Annotated in this window: 17 protein-coding genes; 3 read left to right on the top strand and 14 right to left on the bottom strand. The window is 40.8% G+C overall.

Annotated elements, in window-relative coordinates; all coding sequences use genetic code 11:
* Nucleotides 1-2: 2 nt before the first annotated feature.
* Nucleotides 3-842, bottom strand: coding sequence for a metal ABC transporter permease (locus ACH6CZ_RS01655; protein WP_374095696.1), 840 nt, complete (start codon nt 840-842; stop codon nt 3-5).
* Nucleotides 843-1,613, bottom strand: a complete 771-nt coding sequence (locus tag ACH6CZ_RS01650) for a metal ABC transporter ATP-binding protein (RefSeq protein ID WP_374095695.1) — start codon at nt 1,611-1,613, stop codon at nt 843-845. It lies immediately after the preceding gene.
* Nucleotides 1,614-1,757: 144 nt separating this feature from the next.
* On the opposite strand from ACH6CZ_RS01650, the gene ACH6CZ_RS01645 reads away from it, so the two are divergent.
* A complete protein-coding gene (locus tag ACH6CZ_RS01645; protein WP_374095694.1) occupies nt 1,758-1,997 on the top strand; it encodes a hypothetical protein in 240 nt (79 codons plus the stop codon).
* A 38-nt stretch (nt 1,998-2,035) separates the two neighbouring features.
* On the opposite strand, the gene ACH6CZ_RS01640 is transcribed toward ACH6CZ_RS01645, so the two are convergent.
* Entirely contained in the window at nt 2,036-2,926 is an 891-nt protein-coding gene (locus tag ACH6CZ_RS01640) for a deoxyribonuclease IV (protein ID WP_374095693.1), read from the bottom strand.
* Between the two features lie 15 nt (nt 2,927-2,941).
* Entirely contained in the window at nt 2,942-4,243 is a 1,302-nt protein-coding gene (locus ACH6CZ_RS01635) for a DEAD/DEAH box helicase (protein ID WP_374095692.1), read from the bottom strand.
* A gap of 143 nt (nt 4,244-4,386) precedes the next feature.
* Between ACH6CZ_RS01635 and vrrA the strand changes: the two genes are divergently transcribed.
* Entirely contained in the window at nt 4,387-4,704 is a 318-nt protein-coding gene (gene vrrA / locus ACH6CZ_RS01630) for a VrrA/YqfQ family protein (protein ID WP_374095691.1), read from the top strand.
* A 70-nt stretch (nt 4,705-4,774) separates the two neighbouring features.
* Nucleotides 4,775-5,749, top strand: a complete 975-nt coding sequence (locus ACH6CZ_RS01625; protein ID WP_374095690.1) for a 4-hydroxy-3-methylbut-2-enyl diphosphate reductase — start codon at nt 4,775-4,777, stop codon at nt 5,747-5,749.
* Nucleotides 5,750-5,777: 28 nt separating this feature from the next.
* Here the strand turns inward: ACH6CZ_RS01625 and ACH6CZ_RS01620 are convergent, their stop codons facing one another.
* The 10 genes from ACH6CZ_RS01620 to ccpN form a co-directional block, all read right to left on the bottom strand.
* Nucleotides 5,778-6,896, bottom strand: a complete 1,119-nt coding sequence (locus ACH6CZ_RS01620) for a Nif3-like dinuclear metal center hexameric protein (RefSeq protein WP_374095689.1) — start codon at nt 6,894-6,896, stop codon at nt 5,778-5,780.
* Complete coding sequence (locus tag ACH6CZ_RS01615; RefSeq protein ID WP_374095688.1) at nt 6,893-7,591, bottom strand: tRNA (adenine(22)-N(1))-methyltransferase; 699 nt, start codon at nt 7,589-7,591, stop codon at nt 6,893-6,895. The genes ACH6CZ_RS01620 and ACH6CZ_RS01615 overlap by 4 nt, the downstream gene beginning before the upstream one ends.
* Nucleotides 7,592-7,743: 152 nt before the next feature.
* A complete protein-coding gene (gene cccA, locus ACH6CZ_RS01610) occupies nt 7,744-8,232 on the bottom strand; it encodes a cytochrome c550 (RefSeq protein WP_374095687.1) in 489 nt (162 codons plus the stop codon).
* A 158-nt stretch (nt 8,233-8,390) separates the two neighbouring features.
* Nucleotides 8,391-9,533: an acyl-CoA dehydrogenase family protein gene (locus ACH6CZ_RS01605; RefSeq protein ID WP_374095686.1), complete on the bottom strand. Its 1,143-nt coding sequence runs from the start codon at nt 9,531-9,533 to the stop codon at nt 8,391-8,393.
* Nucleotides 9,534-9,619: 86 nt separating this feature from the next.
* Nucleotides 9,620-10,153, bottom strand: coding sequence for a hypothetical protein (locus ACH6CZ_RS01600; RefSeq protein ID WP_374095685.1), 534 nt, complete (start codon nt 10,151-10,153; stop codon nt 9,620-9,622).
* A gap of 95 nt (nt 10,154-10,248) precedes the next feature.
* The gene (gene rpoD / locus ACH6CZ_RS01595; RefSeq protein ID WP_374095684.1) at nt 10,249-11,379 is read right to left on the bottom strand and encodes an RNA polymerase sigma factor RpoD; all 1,131 of its coding nucleotides are present in this window, start codon (nt 11,377-11,379) and stop codon (nt 10,249-10,251) included.
* A gap of 22 nt (nt 11,380-11,401) precedes the next feature.
* Nucleotides 11,402-13,204 (bottom strand): DNA primase, encoded by a 1,803-nt coding sequence (gene dnaG, locus ACH6CZ_RS01590; protein WP_374095683.1) that lies wholly within the window; start codon nt 13,202-13,204, stop codon nt 11,402-11,404.
* Between the two features lie 48 nt (nt 13,205-13,252).
* A complete protein-coding gene (locus ACH6CZ_RS01585) occupies nt 13,253-13,720 on the bottom strand; it encodes a YaiI/YqxD family protein (protein ID WP_374095682.1) in 468 nt (155 codons plus the stop codon).
* 204 nt (nt 13,721-13,924) lie between these two features.
* A complete protein-coding gene (locus ACH6CZ_RS01580; RefSeq protein ID WP_374095681.1) occupies nt 13,925-14,734 on the bottom strand; it encodes a pyruvate, water dikinase regulatory protein in 810 nt (269 codons plus the stop codon).
* Nucleotides 14,735-14,746: 12 nt separating this feature from the next.
* Complete coding sequence (gene ccpN, locus ACH6CZ_RS01575; protein WP_374095680.1) at nt 14,747-15,385, bottom strand: transcriptional regulator CcpN; 639 nt, start codon at nt 15,383-15,385, stop codon at nt 14,747-14,749.
* Between the last annotated feature and the right edge of the window lie 187 nt (nt 15,386-15,572).

Genomic DNA, 15,572 nt, shown 5'->3' with positions numbered 1-15,572 from the left:
TGTTAATTCTTCGCAGCAAACCAATTACGATAACCAATAGCAAAGAGCAGTATAAAGATTGAAGACACAACAATCGTACCACCCGGTGCTAAATCAAGGTAAAACGCACTGATCAGTCCAACAATTACTGCAATTTCCCCAAATAGTATAGACAATCCAATTGTTTGCTTGAATCCTTTTGACAACCTCATTGCTGCAGCAACCGGGAGCGTCATCAAGGATGACACAAGAAGGATGCCGACAATTCTCATTGAAGCAGCGATTACTAAAGCAGTCATCACCATAAAAATAAGATGCAGCGCTTTCGTTGATAGACCGGATGCTTTCCCGAACTCTTCATCAAATGATAAAAGAAATAACTCTTTATATAATAACGTTACGATCACGATTACAATGATTGCAATTGCTGTAATCAAATACAAGTCAGTTCTGCCAACTGCACTGACACTGCCGAATAAATAACTGAATAAATCAGTATTAAATCCATCTGCCAGTGAAATAAAAATAACACCTACACCAATTCCACCTGATAAAAGGATTGGAATGGCAAGTTCCTGATAGTGCTTATATACGCCTCTAAGCCTCTCAATTAATAAAGAACCTGCTACAGAAAACCCCATTCCGAGCCACAATGGATTCAAACCATTAAAAGCCACAAAGGTTTTACTTAAAAACAGACTCGCAGCAATTCCGGACAGTGTAACATGACTCAGTGCATCTGCGATTAACGACAGCCTTCTGACCACGATAAAAGCACCCAGTAAAGGTGCAATCAAACCAATTAAAATTCCTGCTGCAAAAGCATTCTGTAAAAATTCATATGTTAACAATGCTTCTAACATTTAATGCACCCCGTGACTGTGATCATGATGAATTGTCTGTACGTCATGTCCGTAAAATCCGGAAAGCTCATGGTCTTTCACCTGTTCAAAGTCCTCTGCACTTCCATGGAAGTGTAACGTATTATTCAGACATGCTACATGTGTAATTTTATTCGAAACAGTGCCGGTATCATGCGTGACCAGCACAAGCGTAATTCCAAGTTCAACATTTAGTCGTTCGAGCATATCATAAAATGTCTGAACGTTTTTTGCATCCACACCGACAGTCGGCTCATCAAGAATCAGTACTTCCGGACGACTGACGATTGCTCTGGCAATAAATACACGCTGCTGCTGACCACCTGAAAGTTCTCCAATATTTCTATATATAAAACTCTGCATATCGACCGCTTTAATTGCATCCATTATGTCAGCTTTATATTTTCGTTCAACTCTCTTAAACAATCCGGCCTTTTTCGTCAGACCGCTTGCTACCACTTCATATACTGATGCAGGAAATCCGGTATTAAAAGCATTTGCTTTTTGAGAGACATACCCGATTTTTTCCCATTCTTTAAATTTATGAACCGGCTGATCAAAAAGCCTTACTTCTCCGTCTTTTACTTTCAGTAAACCGAGAATTATTTTCAGCATGGTTGATTTACCGGATCCATTAGGGCCGACAACCGCTAAAAATGATCCTCTCGGAATCGAAAGGTTGATATCAGTGAGAACCTGCTCTTTATCATACCGGTAATGAACGTGTTTAAGCTGTATGACATGATGACTCATCGTGCCACCTCTTTCAAATTAGAATCGTTCCGATTTAACAATTCTTTATTATATACCTGATGTACGCTTATGTAAATGGATTTGGTTCAAGTCTCTTCATTAAACATTTCCTGATGATCAAAATCACTTTTACTGGGAGGCATTATGAAAAAACAAACGATAAATTTTGAATATCTTGCCACGGTTTCACCGGTGAAAATGCAGCTCTACCTGCTCGCTGCCGGCATTTCCTTATCTGTTCAGGAGTGTACAAAGCTACAGCTGCTGCTTAAAAAGAATATCAACAGTATTCAGTCTCTCCCCCATATCCTGAATGAAGCGGAACGGATCTTAGGAAAAAAAAGAGTAAAAGATTTAATCCTTAAAGCGGCTTCATATCTATAATCACAAAAAAGGACTGTTCTGTGACAGTCCTTTTATACTTACCCTTTGATTTCTTCAATTAAATTTTCATTAAATTCTCTGTTTTTAAGCATTTGAATCTCATGTTGATAAGGCGGCTTTTTATCTTTTTTATCTTCACCGACATAAGGTGTTTCTAGGATTTTAGGAATTTGTGAAAATACTTCATGATGCACGATGCGGTCAAGTGCTTCATATCCTATGTGTCCATAACCAATGTTCTCGTGACGATCTTTAGATGCACCTTTTGGATTTTTGCTGTCATTGACATGTACAACTTTAATCCGGTCCAGCCCAACGATTCTGTCAAACTGCTCCAGCACCCCGTCAAAGTCATTCACAATATCATATCCTGCATCATGTAGGTGACATGTATCAAAGCATACTGAAAGTCGATCATTATGTGTAACACCATCAATAATTTTAGCTAGTTCATCAAAAGATCTCCCGATTTCAGAGCCTTTCCCTGCCATTGTTTCAAGTGCCACCTGAACAGTCTGATCTTTTGTCAGGACTTCATTCAGTCCCTCAACAATTCTCTCAATTCCTTTATCAACTCCAGCACCTACGTGGGCACCCGGGTGTAAAACAATCTGGTTTGCACCAAGTGCTGCAGTTCTTTCAGTTTCAGATCGCAGAAAATTCACACCCAGTTCGAATGTTTCGGGCTTTGTTGTATTAGCAATATTGATGATATAAGGTGCATGCACAACAATATCTTCAATGCCATTCTCTTTCATATGAGCAAGGCCGGCCTCGATATTTAAATCCTCAATCGGTTTTCTTCTCGTGTTTTGCGGTGCGCCTGTATAGATCATAAATGTGGTTGATCCGTATGAGACTGCTTCTTCACTGGCACCAAGCAGCATTTTTTTGCCGCCCATTGATACATGTGATCCGATTTTCAACATACTGACTTCCCCCGTCTATTTATTATTTCTTCTGTTTTTTCTGCGTTCTTTCTTTTTGATCTGTTCCATTTTATAATTCATCTTTTTCTTATAGCCCGGTTTTACCTTTTTAGGTTTACGGATTAAAGATTTTGCTTTCTTGTCAATTTCGTTTTCACCCTTAGGTCGGCTTGAACGCTTATGGCGGTCATTCAGTTGCACCCATTCTCCGGCTTTTACTTCCTGATGGCTGAACGTAATGCCTTTCTTTTCAATCTGAGCAATTGCGTCCTCATCAGACGGCTCGTAAATTGTAATGGCAGTACCTGAATGACCGGCACGTGCAGTTCTGCCCACACGGTGAATAAAGAAGTCCAGATCCTGTGGCAGTTCATAATTAATGACGTGGCTGACACCTGGAATATCGATTCCTCTGGCAGCAAGGTCTGTTGCAACAATATACTGGAATTCAAGATCTCTGATCTGTTTCATCATTTTGTTACGCTCACGTGGTGAAAGTCCACCGTGCACACGTCCTGTCTTAAGCCCTTTATTTAACAGATAATCCGCTACTTCATCAGCTTTAGATTTTGTATTTGTAAAGACAATCGCAAGATAGGGATTAATCGCATTCAGCGTATCATAAAGGACGATCTCACGGGACCGGCTCTTTTGTGGAACTAAAATGAACTCAATGTTTTCAGCCTGAATCTGCTTAGGTTCAATATGAGCATATTGAGGGTTTTCCATATATTTTTTCAGGAAAGGCTTTAGTTTTTCAGGAATCGTAGCAGAGAAAACATAAATCTGCAGATCTTCTCTCATTCTTGAGGCTATCTGGTCCACGTCTTCAATAAAGCCCATTTCAAGCATCAGGTCAGCTTCATCAATGACAATTGCTTTTGCCGTGTACACTTGAAGCGCCTGCTCTTTCACAAGGTCATTGATTCTCCCTGGCGTACCTACGACAATATGAGGCTGCTGCTTTAACTTTTCAATGGCTCTTTGCTTATCCGTACCACCAACAAAAACTTTGCTTGTAAGAGATGTATTTTCAATCAGAAACTTCACTTCATGATGAATCTGTTTTGCAAGCTCTCTAGTAGGCGCAGTAATCACTACCTGTACTTCCTGACGGTCAGCAGCAATCTGATTAATCAGTGGAAGCAGGTATGAATGAGTTTTTCCGGTACCTGTCTGGGACTGACCGATTGCGCTCTGCCCACGGTTAATCATCGGTATCATTTTTTCCTGAATCGCTGTTGGTGCATGAAATCCAAGTTTATCAATTGCATCTATCAAAAATGCCTGGAAATTATATTGTTTAAATGATGACATATACGTCACTCCTTCTATTCGCATCAAAACTTAATTATAGTCTTTTTTTTATAAAAAAGCTATGTATATCTGAATATCACCCTCATAGACTTCTCCATTCCGTGATACTTTGCATATGATAACACTGTACAGGAGGTGTTTTAATGTATCCTTATCGTCAATTTCCAATGCCCTATCAGTTTGTCCAGCCGTCAGCAAAAACCGCTTCATTTTCGATTGAATCACTTCAAAAGTGGGCCGGTACAGCTCAGCAATTTATCAAAACCGCTAACCGCTACATGCCTTATGTTCAACAATATGGTCCTATGATTAAAAATTTCCCTGCAATGTGGAAGTTATACAAAGCTTTTAACGAATTAGATGTTAGTGATGATAAGCAAGATGAAAAACCAGACAATCAAAAAGCTCCAAAAAGAGATCCTGAGAAGAAACTTGAGTCTATCCCTAAGCTTTATATATAGCTTTTAATTGTTCCTGTACGTCATCTGCTTTATACTGAATGTATAAAGTCTTACGTGCAGGAGGATTCTGATGAAGACACTAAAAATAACACCGCGCGGCTATTGCTATGGTGTAGTAGACGCAATGGTGATTGCCAGAAATGCCGCAATGGATAAAACATTGCCCCGTCCGATTTATATACTGGGGATGATCGTTCATAATAAACATGTGACAGACGCATTTGAGGAAGAAGGAATTATTACACTTGACGGTGAAAACCGCAAAGAGATTCTTGAGAAAGTTCATGAAGGAACTGTTATTTTTACAGCTCATGGCGTTTCTCCTGAAGTACGCGAAATCGCCCGTCAAAAAGGGTTGATATCAATCGACGCCACGTGCCCTGATGTAACGAGAACACATGACCTGATCCGTCAGAAGAAAGCTGAAGGGTATCATATTGTGTATATCGGTAAAAAAGGTCACCCTGAGCCTGAAGGCGCTGTAGGTGTAGCACCAGACGTTGTGCATCTTGTTGAGAAACCTGAAGATGTAGAGAGTCTTTCAATCGAGAACGATAAAATTATCGTGACAAACCAGACGACAATGAGTCAGTGGGATGTAGCTGATGTGATGGTTAAAGTAAAAGAGAAGTACCCACAGACTGAAGAACATAAAGAGATCTGTATGGCAACCCAGGTCAGACAGGAAGCTGTAGCTGAACAGGCTGGTGAAGCTGATCTCTTAATCGTTGTTGGCGATCCGATGAGTAATAACTCCAACAGACTTGCCCAGGTTTCAGAGGAAATTGCCGGCACACCTGCTCACAGAGTAGCTGATGTATCTGAAATTAAGCATGAATGGCTGTTAGGGTGTGAAACGGTTGCAGTTACTGCCGGCGCTTCAACGCCAACACCTATTGTAAAAGAAGTGATGAATTATATTAATCAGTTTGATCCGGATAATCCGGATACATGGCTCGGCGAGAAGAATGTTCCGCTTACAAAAATTCTTCCGAAAATCAAAACACCAAACAAGCCTGAAACCATTATGCCTTATTCAAAATAATGTAAAAGAGCTGCCTCGGCAGCTCTTTTTATATGAATGTAAATGGTTCTGTTGAAAGTGCTGACGGAAGAAATTCAACATTCAGCCTTTCTTTTTCAGCTCTCTTTTTTAATTCCGCTGCTAAACCACTCTTCATGATTTCTTCTACATGATGCCCCGGGTCAATGATTGAGAGACCTGCTGCTTCTGCGTCCTGTGCAGTATGGAAATCCACATCTCCCGTGACATACACATCAGCTCCCGCAAATTTTGCCGTCTGAAAATACTTACTGCCCATCCCGCCTAATACGGCAGCTTTTTTAATTTTCTTATCAGGGTCACCTGTTACTCTTAAAGCAGGTACGTTTAACTGCTTTTTAACATACTCTGCAAATGCACCAAGCGTTAAGGGTTCCTTCAGCTTACCTATCCTTCCAAGCCCGTAAACTTCTCCCTGCATTGACTGGTTAAAAATATCATAAGCAGGCTCTTCATAAGGATGAGTTGACTTTAACGCTTTTAACACTTCTTTTTCATTAGAGCTTAAAAAAATACTCTCAATTTTTTCTTCCTTCACTTCTTCAATTGTACCCTGCTGACCAATAAAAGGATCTGCGCTTGTTCCAGGTTTGAAACGTCCTGTGCCAACAGTTGTAAATGTGCAGTCCGAATAATCTCCTATATGACCTGCTCCGACAGCTGTAATGGCTTCACGCACGATTGAAGCATGTGAATCCGGCACAAACACAATTAGTTTTTTATATTGGTCTTCAAAGGTTTTTACAAGTACCTGTGGATGCTGAAGCTCCAACGCTTCTGAGAGCATATCATTCACACCCCCCCTTGCCACATCCAGATTTGTATGAGCAGCAAAAACAGTAATGTCATGTTTTATACATTTCTCAAGAAGTTTCCCCGCAGTTGTTTCCAGATTAATAGATTTTAACGGTCTAAAAATAAGCGGGTGGTGCGCAATGATAAAGTTAGCACCTTTTTCAATCGCCTCATCCACAACTTCATGCGTTACATCAAGTGTAGTCAGCACCTTTGAAACACTTCTGTTTAATGCACCCGTCTGCAAGCCTACCGGGTCACCTTCCATTGCGAGTGATTTCGGGGAAAATTGCTCAAGTAATTGTACAACCTGATGCCCGTTTACCTGTTTCACTTGATCGCCTCCTCAATCAGTACTATTTTCTGCTCCAGCTGTTTTTTCTTTTCAGTGAGTGAAGAGCTTTGTTCAGCCATCTCCATTTGCTTTTGTATATTTCTAAGCTGGATCAGTTCATGTTCCCATTTTGTTATAAAAGCAGATGTTTTTTCTTTCAACAAAATTGGACCTAACAGGAGCTCCTGCTGTGATAATGGCTGACGAACAGTTGAACGCTCTGCGAGGATCACCTCATAGATTTTGCGGTCTTCTTCGAGGATTTTTTCGTCTTTAATCTGCCAGCCATTTTCAAGCAGCCAGTGTCTGATTGAAACTGCACTGATATTCGGCTGTAGGATCAGCTTTTTAACTCCTTCAAGCCGGTCTTTCCCGTTTTCAAGAATTTCACTGATTAACGGTCCGCCCATACCGGCAATCGTAACAGTTGTTACTTCACCGGGTGAAAGTACAGATAAACCGTTTCCTTTTCTTACATCTATCTGCTCAGTTAACTCATCTTGTTTTACCTGTTTCACAGCCGATTGATAGGGTCCTTCGACGACCTCTCCTGCAATCGCTTTATGAATTTTTTGTGCCTTCACAAGGTAACAGGGCAGGTATGCATGATCTGATCCGATATCCGCAACTGTCTCACCGTCTTTGACGAAATCTGCCACTGCTTTTAATCTTTGTGATAATTGATTACTATTCATCTTTCCACTTCCTTTTATATCTCGTCACTGATCTCATTATACCCGGCAGTAATGCTGATGTAACGTGTAAGATTAAGCGTCCAATTCACTCATGTCGAAAAAAGAGGCAACCGTTATCGGTCGCCCCTTTTTATCTTTAAGTATAAAACAGCTTATGCTGCATCTTCTTCAGAAGATTCTTCAGATCCTTCTTCAGCGTCTCCGCCTTCTTCGGATTCTTCTTCAGATGATCCCTCTTCAGAACCTTCCTCAGCGCCTTCTTCGCCGCCGCCTTCAGTTCCGATTTGTGCTACCCATTCGGCCATTGCCTGAGCATTTTCCTGCTCAACCTGACCTCCTGGCATGCCTCCACGGCCATTTACCATGATGTCAGCAATTTCATCAGTTGAAAGTCTTTCGCCAACTCCAACCAGTGATGGGCCACCGCCGCCACCTTCATAGTTTTCTCCGTGACAGCCGATACATGTGCTCTGATAATGTGCTTCAGGATCAAAGTCACCGCCTGATGCTTCTTCACCGCCGCCTTCTTCTTCTCCAGCCATTTCTTCTGAGTCATCAAGACCCTGAACTGACATAAAGAAAACGACTCCAAAACCTAATACCATAATGAGTAAAAATGGAATGATTGGATTCTTATTCAATGATTTACCCTCCCTTTTGACAAAAAATATGTAATTATCAACCCTATTATTGCAGGTATGAACAATTCATATTTTACTTTACTTTATGGGAATCGGAAAGACCCAATACTCAACTTTTCCCTTTTTGTCGCATTTTAGACACAATCATAAAAAATTTTTTAATATGCGCCTATTTCTCTTGCGATCACCATTCTCTGTATTTCCGAAGTTCCTTCACCGATTTCAAGAAGCTTTGCATCACGCAGGTATCTCTCAACATGGTATTCTTTCATATAACCATATCCGCCATGGATCTGAATTGCTTCATCACAGACTTCCATACAGATTTCTGAAGCATACAGCTTTGCCATAGAAGCTTCTTTTGTAAACTTCTTTCCCTGGTCTTTAAGCCAGGCAGCTTTATAAGTCATATTTCTTGCCAGTTCAATTTTCATGGCCATATCAGCTAATTTAAATTGTGTGGCCTGGAAAGAAGAGATACTCTTACCAAACTGTTTTCTTTCTTTTGAGTAACTGAGCGCTCGCTCGTAAGCAGCCTGTGCAATTCCAACCGCCATGGCAGCAATTCCGATCCTGCCCCCATCAAGCGTCATCAGAAACTGTCGAAACCCTTCTCCTTTTTTCCCAAGAAGATTTTCTGTCGGAACTGATACTTCATCGAGTACAAGCTCTGTCGTATTTGAAGAGTGAAGACCCATCTTTTCGTAGTTATCAACCACAGTAAAACCTTCAGCATCTGTCGGAACAATGATCGCACTTATTTCCTTCTTACCGTCTGTATTTCCTGTTACTGCAGTCAACGCTAAGAACTTCGCATAACTGGCATTGGTAATATAACTTTTGTTACCGCTGATGATATAATGGTCATCCTGTTCTTTCGCTGACGTTTGGGTCCCCCCGGCATCTGACCCGGCATTCGGTTCTGTCAGTCCGAACGAACCAAAAGATTCACCGGCACATATTTTGGTTAAATACTTTTCTTTTTGTTCGTTTGTTCCAAACATATTGATGGGTGCACCACCAAGTGAAATGTGTGCAGAATACGTAATACCGGTGGATCCGCACGCCTTGCTTAATTCCTCAGTGACAATCGCAAAACTTGTTGTATCTCCACCTGCTCCACCGTATTCTTCCGGAAAAGGTAATCCCATCATCCCCAATGATGATAATTCCTTAAAAATGTCTAGCGGAAATTCTTTATGTCGATCACGGTCAAGTGCACCAGGTGCAACCTTATCCTGTGAGAATTCCCTGATTGTCCGCTGAATCATCTTCTGTTCCTGTGTTAAATCAAAGTTCATAATTATCCCCCTTGTTTGAATACGCTTTCATTTCTATTATAAAAGAAAAGACTGAAAAGTCACAGTCTTATATTTTTTCTGCGTATTTAAAAGTAAAGAATAAGTAAGACAACAATTCCCAAAGCACCTGAGACTGTAAAGTAGTGCTGTTTTGTAATCAATCCCCCAACTGTCCAGAGGATACATTGCACACCGATGAGCAGATACAGGATGATAACTTCATTTGCATAATATGTATTCCAAAGTTCCACGGATAATAATAAGATAACGAATGCAGAAACAATTCTGCTGAAGATCCTGACGATTGGTGACGCACCAGGCCGAAAGCTGACTATCATGACTCCCGCACTAATTAAGATCGAAATAACCGCCTGAATCACAAGCGCAAGATCTCCAAAGACCAGTGCAATGACTGCTAAAAGGCCACCAAGCAGTGAAACACCTGATACAAATACATTTGAGCTCTTTTCACTTTTTTTCCTTATCTCAGCTTCCTCAAATTCCCCTTCTCCACTTGTATATAAATTCATTAAAAAATCACAGTAAGCATCCGGCAGGAGTTTATTCTGTTTCCAATAATTAATTTCATGCACAATTGTTTCTCTTCTTTTCTTGTCCATTTAACAACCTCCCACCCCTTTTACTAATGACTATACTGGATTCAAAGAAGAAAAAAAAGGCAAAAAAAATAGCTGGCAGCTGCCAGCTATTCAATCTACTCCAAAAAATCTTTCAGGCGTTTGCTTCTGCTTGGATGGCGCAGTTTTCTTAATGCCTTTGCTTCAATCTGTCTGATACGTTCTCTTGTTACTCCAAACACTTTTCCTACTTCCTCAAGTGTACGGGTACGTCCATCGTCAAGTCCAAAACGTAGTCTTAATACATTTTCTTCACGATCTGTCAGCGTATCTAAAACATCTTCAAGCTGTTCTTTTAATAGTTCATATGCTGCATGGTCTGAAGGTGACTGCGCTTCAGAATCTTCGATGAAATCACCAAGATGAGAGTCATCCTCTTCACCAATTGGCGTTTCAAGGGAAACCGGCTCCTGTGCAATTTTCAGAATTTCTCTGACTTTTTCAGGTGTCAGATCCATTTCTTCTGAAATTTCTTCAGGAGATGGTTCTCTTCCAAGATCCTGTAAAAGCTGACGCTGAACACGAATCAGTTTGTTAATCGTTTCAACCATGTGCACAGGAATACGGATTGTACGTGCCTGATCGGCGATTGCACGTGTGATCGCCTGTCTGATCCACCACGTTGCGTACGTACTGAATTTAAATCCTTTTCTATAGTCGAATTTTTCTACCGCTTTAATCAGACCCATGTTTCCTTCCTGAATTAAATCAAGGAACAGCATGCCTCTTCCCACATAACGCTTGGCGATACTGACAACAAGACGCAGGTTCGCTTCAGCCAGCCGTCTTTTGGCTTCTTCATCGCCTTCTTCAATTCTTGTCGCAAGGTTGATTTCTTCCTGTGCCGACAGAAGATCCACACGGCCAATTTCCTTCAGATACATTCTGACAGGGTCATTGATCTTAACGCCCGGTGGAACACTCAGGTCATTCAGGTCAAACTCTTCTTCTGCTTCTTTCCCTAACTCGGTAACAGATGGGTCTGCATCAGCATTTTCTTTCATCACTTCAACGCCCTGCTCACCAATCTGTTCATAAAACTCTTCAATTTGTTCTGTATCTAATTCAAACCCCGCTAATTTTTCGGCAATATCCTCATAGGTAATCTCACCATTTTTTTTCGCTGCTTCTAATAATTGAGTTTTTACTGATTCGAGTGTTGCTGCTTCAGGTTCAGTCTGCTTGGAACGTGTTGACTTTTCAGCCATTAGTCCCCCTCCTTCCAACTTCCTAACGATGTTGCCCTTTTAGAGCTTTCCACAGTTGAAAAATTTCCATTCCCAGTGCTGTGGCTGTTTTGATGTCATTTATTTGTTCAGCTTGTTTTAACTCAGCTTCTTTTTTCCTGATCACATTTACTTGTCTGAATTTATCCAGCTCGTTAATATAATCTGCTAATTCCCCTTTTGTTACTTCAGCATTTAATTCCAGCATTGTTAATTCCGTTGCTGTTGAACGTAAATGTCTGTCGGGCAGATATTCAATAAAAGCACCCGGTTCCAACGATCCGCCTTCTTCCATATAAGCAAGCAGGTACGTATAAATTGCCTGATAATCGTCTGTTGGAAATGATAAATCAGCCATTAAATCCTGAACTGAATAAGCAGTCTCATTTCCGGTCATCATATAAGCAAGAAGGTATCGCTCTGCCCTTTGATATGCTTTTAAGATTGCCGCTTTTTTAGGTGGCGGAACTGTCTCCTGCCTGACCTGAGTTTCTTTTTGCACAGGCATGTAAGATGTAAGCTGCTCTTCTAGAGATGAAAAAGAAACACCCGTATCATCTGACAGCTGTTTTAAATAAAGTTCTTTCTCAACTGCACTGCTTAAACGTGAAATTTCCGGCAATACAGCATTAATATAAGATAACCTGCCATCTTCTGTCTGAAGGTTTTTCCCGTTACGGAAATACCACATTTTAAAAGCCATTAAAGAAGATGCATGCTGAATAATCTCAGCCTTAAACTTTTCTGAACCGAACTTCTGGATATAATCATCCGGGTCCATGCCATTTGGCAGCCTGGCTACTCTGACAGTAAGTCCGTTTGCAGCCAGTTCGATCGAAGCCTTATAAGCCGCTTCAGTTCCGGCATTATCTCCATCGTAGCAGATAATAACCGTATCAGTTAGCCTTTTAATTTGCTGGATATGCTGTTTGGTCAGTGCAGTCCCCATTGTTGCAACTGCATTTGAAACCGTTTCTGAAGCTGCAATGACATCTGCAAACCCCTCAAACAGTACAGCATATTTTTCTTTGCGTATCTGACCTCTGGCTCTATGAAAATTAAAGAGCAGGGTATTTTTTTGAAATAGTGGTGTCTCAGGGCTATTGAGATATTTCGGCTCGTTCTTTTCTGGTGTTATGATTCTTCCTGAGAAGCCGACTGTTCTGCCTTTTGAATCTTCAATTGGAAACATCACCCGGTTTCTAAACCGGTCAAAATAAGTTCCATCATCACGTTTAATCAAAAGCCCTGCGTTTTCCATCAGTGAAAGATCAAAACCTTTTTTCTCAAGCAGTTTTGATGCTGTTTCCCATCCGGGCAATGCCCAGCCAACTTTGTATTGATTAAGCTGTGATTCATTAAACCCCCGATCCAAAAGGTATTCAAGTGCCTCATGTCCTTCTTCTGTATTCATCAGCAAATGATGAAACAGCTTTTCAAGAAGGCTGATAGCTTCAAGCTGCGCCTTCTCCTCAAGATTAACGTGAGGTTCAGTCTCTTTTGGTGAGCTGAAATCAAACTGTATATCAGACTTCTCACCAAGCGAGGATACTGCTTCCTGAAAAGACATGCCGTTATGATCCATTAAAAATGTGAAGACATTCCCACCGGCGCCACAGCCAAAGCAATGAAAGATCTGCTTTTCCGGGGATACTGAAAAAGAAGGGGAGTTCTCTCCGTGAAATGGACAGAGTCCAAAATAATTACGACCCTGTTTTTTCAGCTGAACATATTCACTGATCACATCGACAATATCGGTGTTTAACCTGATTTGATCCACAACTTCTTCCGGAATTCTTTCTGGCACTTGTTCACCACCAACTTAACTTGTGATACTTTACTGTTTCGTCAAAAATCAGTTTTTTCCTGCATTTTCAGTCAAATATTTTATAAGACATGTTGAAAATGCGTCCAGGTCATTTTTTGAAACCTTTTTCGGACCAGTATGAAACCTGCCTTTTTTTCTTTCTTCCTGGTACAAATACCTAAATGACAAGCTGGTTTCGATCGTGTCTTGATTGTACTCTTTTCCCCGGGGGGAAATTGCATAAACCCCTTTAGCCAGTACAAGTGAAGCCAGACCAATATCCTGGGTGATCACTAAATCACCCCGCTTTACGCGATTAAGGATATATAAATCCACTGCTTCACTTCCATCATCAATATAGGTCCATAATGCGTGATCTTGATTGCTGCTGTAATGATTATACGTGGCAACGAACCTGATATCAGCTAAGTGGATGTATTCAAGGATTTTATCCTTTACTTCGCCTGGACACGCATCCGCATCTACATAAATACAACTTTTTTTATTATGTTCCATATAGGTACCATTCTGCGTATTTACGCAAAAATCCTTTTTTAGCGAATCTTTTTATCACAATTTTTTATTATAGTATATTTGTGAATCTGCCGCCATTATTTTTAACTAATTGTTTTAATGGATTTTCATTCCTTTATGAAACTGTGCATCACTGATCTATTCTTCTCATGTAAAAACAGATGCCGCTTAGACATCTGTTCACACTTAACCATTCATTAAATCATTTAAAATAACGTTTGCCGTTTCCTCAACGGCTTTATTTGTTACATCAATTACCGGGCACTTCATTTTACCGATGACCCTGTCGAAATGCTCGAGCTCTTCTTTGATTCTATCCATTTTGGCATAAGTTGCATCGTCTTTTAGTCCGAGTGCAATCAGCCTTTCTTTCCGGATATGATTCAGTTTATCAGAACTGATTTTAAGCCCGTAACACTTATTCGGGTTCACCATGAACAGCTCTTCAGGAGGCTCAATTTCAGGAACTAGCGGTACGTTAGCCACCTTCAGCCTTTTATGTGCCAGGTATTGTGAAAGTGGTGTCTTAGAGGTTCTTGATACACCGACTAATACGATATCCGCTTTTAGGATTCCGCGTGGATCACGGCCGTCATCATATTTAACCGCAAATTCTATCGCTTCGATTTTTCTAAAATAGTCTTCATCAAGATCATGGACCATCCCCGGTTCATTGATCGGAGACTCCTCACATATTTCCTGTAATGAAGAGACAATCGGCCCCATCACATCATGAGCAGTCAGCTGATGTATAATCACCTGCTCCTCTATGTATGAGCGTACATGAGGCTTAACAAGCGTGTAGACAATAATCGCCTGATTTTCTTTAGCCAGTGAAATGACTTCATCCACGTGGCCCTTATCTTCTATATATGGAAAACGTTTAATTGTAATTGCCTTTCTTGACTGCCGGAACTGGCTGACACTGGCTTTTGCAACAAGTTCAGCAGTTTCACCGACCGAGTCTGATACGACATATACATTTACTTCGTTCATGACTCCACCATCCTATCCTTCATCCTTTGACAAACTGACAAATGCTTTTGTAATATTCGTTTTTGTAATACGGCCTGATACTTCATATCCGGCTTCTGTCTTTTTAACAACCGGCAGCGAGTCAATCTGTTTACTGATCAATTTTGAAGCGACCGTTACCAGCAGATCATCAGCCTGGCAATACGTTACATTCGGCATTCTTGTCATAATCACATTCACCGGCAGACTCGTTAAATCCTGCTGACCAATGCTAGCTCTCAGCAGATCCTTCCTTGAAACGACCCCCGCTAAGTACCCTTTCTGATCCAGTACGAATAACGTTCCTACGTCCTCTAAAAACATATGACAGATTGCATCATACACTGATACGTTATCCTGAACTGCCACAGGCATTGACTGATAATCTTTTACATACAGCTTTTTCAGGTTTTCAGTCAGCAGCTGAGTGCCTGACTTTCCTGTATAAAAATAACCGACTCTCGGCCTTGCATCCAGAAAGCCAGCCATTGTTAAAATAGCTAAGTCAGGCCTCAGGGTTGCCCTTGTCAGGCTGAGCCTGTCGGCAATTTGTTCGCCGGTAATTGGTCCGTCTGCTTTTACAATCTGCAGAATCTCAGACTGTCTTTTATTCAGTTCGATGTTGTTCACCACCCGAAATTCAATAGTGTTATACTGTTTGTCAATATTATATACTATATGAATGTGACGTGATAGTAAATGGCTTGAAACAGATTTTTATTGTCTATTCAATTAAAGCGTGTTAGGATTGTTTAAAGATAAATGATGTGCGCAATGAAAGAGGAATAAGTACCTTTACTGAAGCGACCGGGGATAGTGA

Source organism: Jeotgalibacillus sp. JSM ZJ347 (assembly GCF_044383825.1).
In the GTDB taxonomy this organism is placed as follows: domain Bacteria; phylum Bacillota; class Bacilli; order Bacillales; family Jeotgalibacillaceae; genus Jeotgalibacillus.
This window is presented reverse-complemented; position numbering and strand designations above follow the sequence as displayed.

Bases quoted from the DNA above. Each gene is read 5' to 3' on its own strand.
- ACH6CZ_RS01635 (WP_374095692.1), bottom strand. From the start codon at position 4,243: ATGTCATCATTTAAACAATATAATTTCCAGGCATTTTTGATAGATGCA.
- ACH6CZ_RS01615 (WP_374095688.1), bottom strand. From the start codon at position 7,591: ATGAATAGTAATCAATTATCACAAAGATTAAAAGCAGTGGCAGATTTC.
- ACH6CZ_RS01600 (WP_374095685.1), bottom strand. From the start codon at position 10,153: ATGGACAAGAAAAGAAGAGAAACAATTGTGCATGAAATTAATTATTGG.
- ACH6CZ_RS01585 (WP_374095682.1), bottom strand. From the start codon at position 13,720: ATGGAACATAATAAAAAAAGTTGTATTTATGTAGATGCGGATGCGTGT.
- ACH6CZ_RS01645 (WP_374095694.1), top strand. From the start codon at position 1,758: ATGAAAAAACAAACGATAAATTTTGAATATCTTGCCACGGTTTCACCG.
- rpoD (WP_374095684.1), bottom strand. From the start codon at position 11,379: ATGGCTGAAAAGTCAACACGTTCCAAGCAGACTGAACCTGAAGCAGCA.
- vrrA (WP_374095691.1), top strand. From the start codon at position 4,387: ATGTATCCTTATCGTCAATTTCCAATGCCCTATCAGTTTGTCCAGCCG.
- ACH6CZ_RS01650 (WP_374095695.1), bottom strand. From the start codon at position 1,613: ATGAGTCATCATGTCATACAGCTTAAACACGTTCATTACCGGTATGAT.
- ACH6CZ_RS01605 (WP_374095686.1), bottom strand. From the start codon at position 9,533: ATGAACTTTGATTTAACACAGGAACAGAAGATGATTCAGCGGACAATC.
- ACH6CZ_RS01580 (WP_374095681.1), bottom strand. From the start codon at position 14,734: ATGAACGAAGTAAATGTATATGTCGTATCAGACTCGGTCGGTGAAACT.
- ACH6CZ_RS01655 (WP_374095696.1), bottom strand. From the start codon at position 842: ATGTTAGAAGCATTGTTAACATATGAATTTTTACAGAATGCTTTTGCA.
- ACH6CZ_RS01640 (WP_374095693.1), bottom strand. From the start codon at position 2,926: ATGTTGAAAATCGGATCACATGTATCAATGGGCGGCAAAAAAATGCTG.
- ACH6CZ_RS01625 (WP_374095690.1), top strand. From the start codon at position 4,775: ATGAAGACACTAAAAATAACACCGCGCGGCTATTGCTATGGTGTAGTA.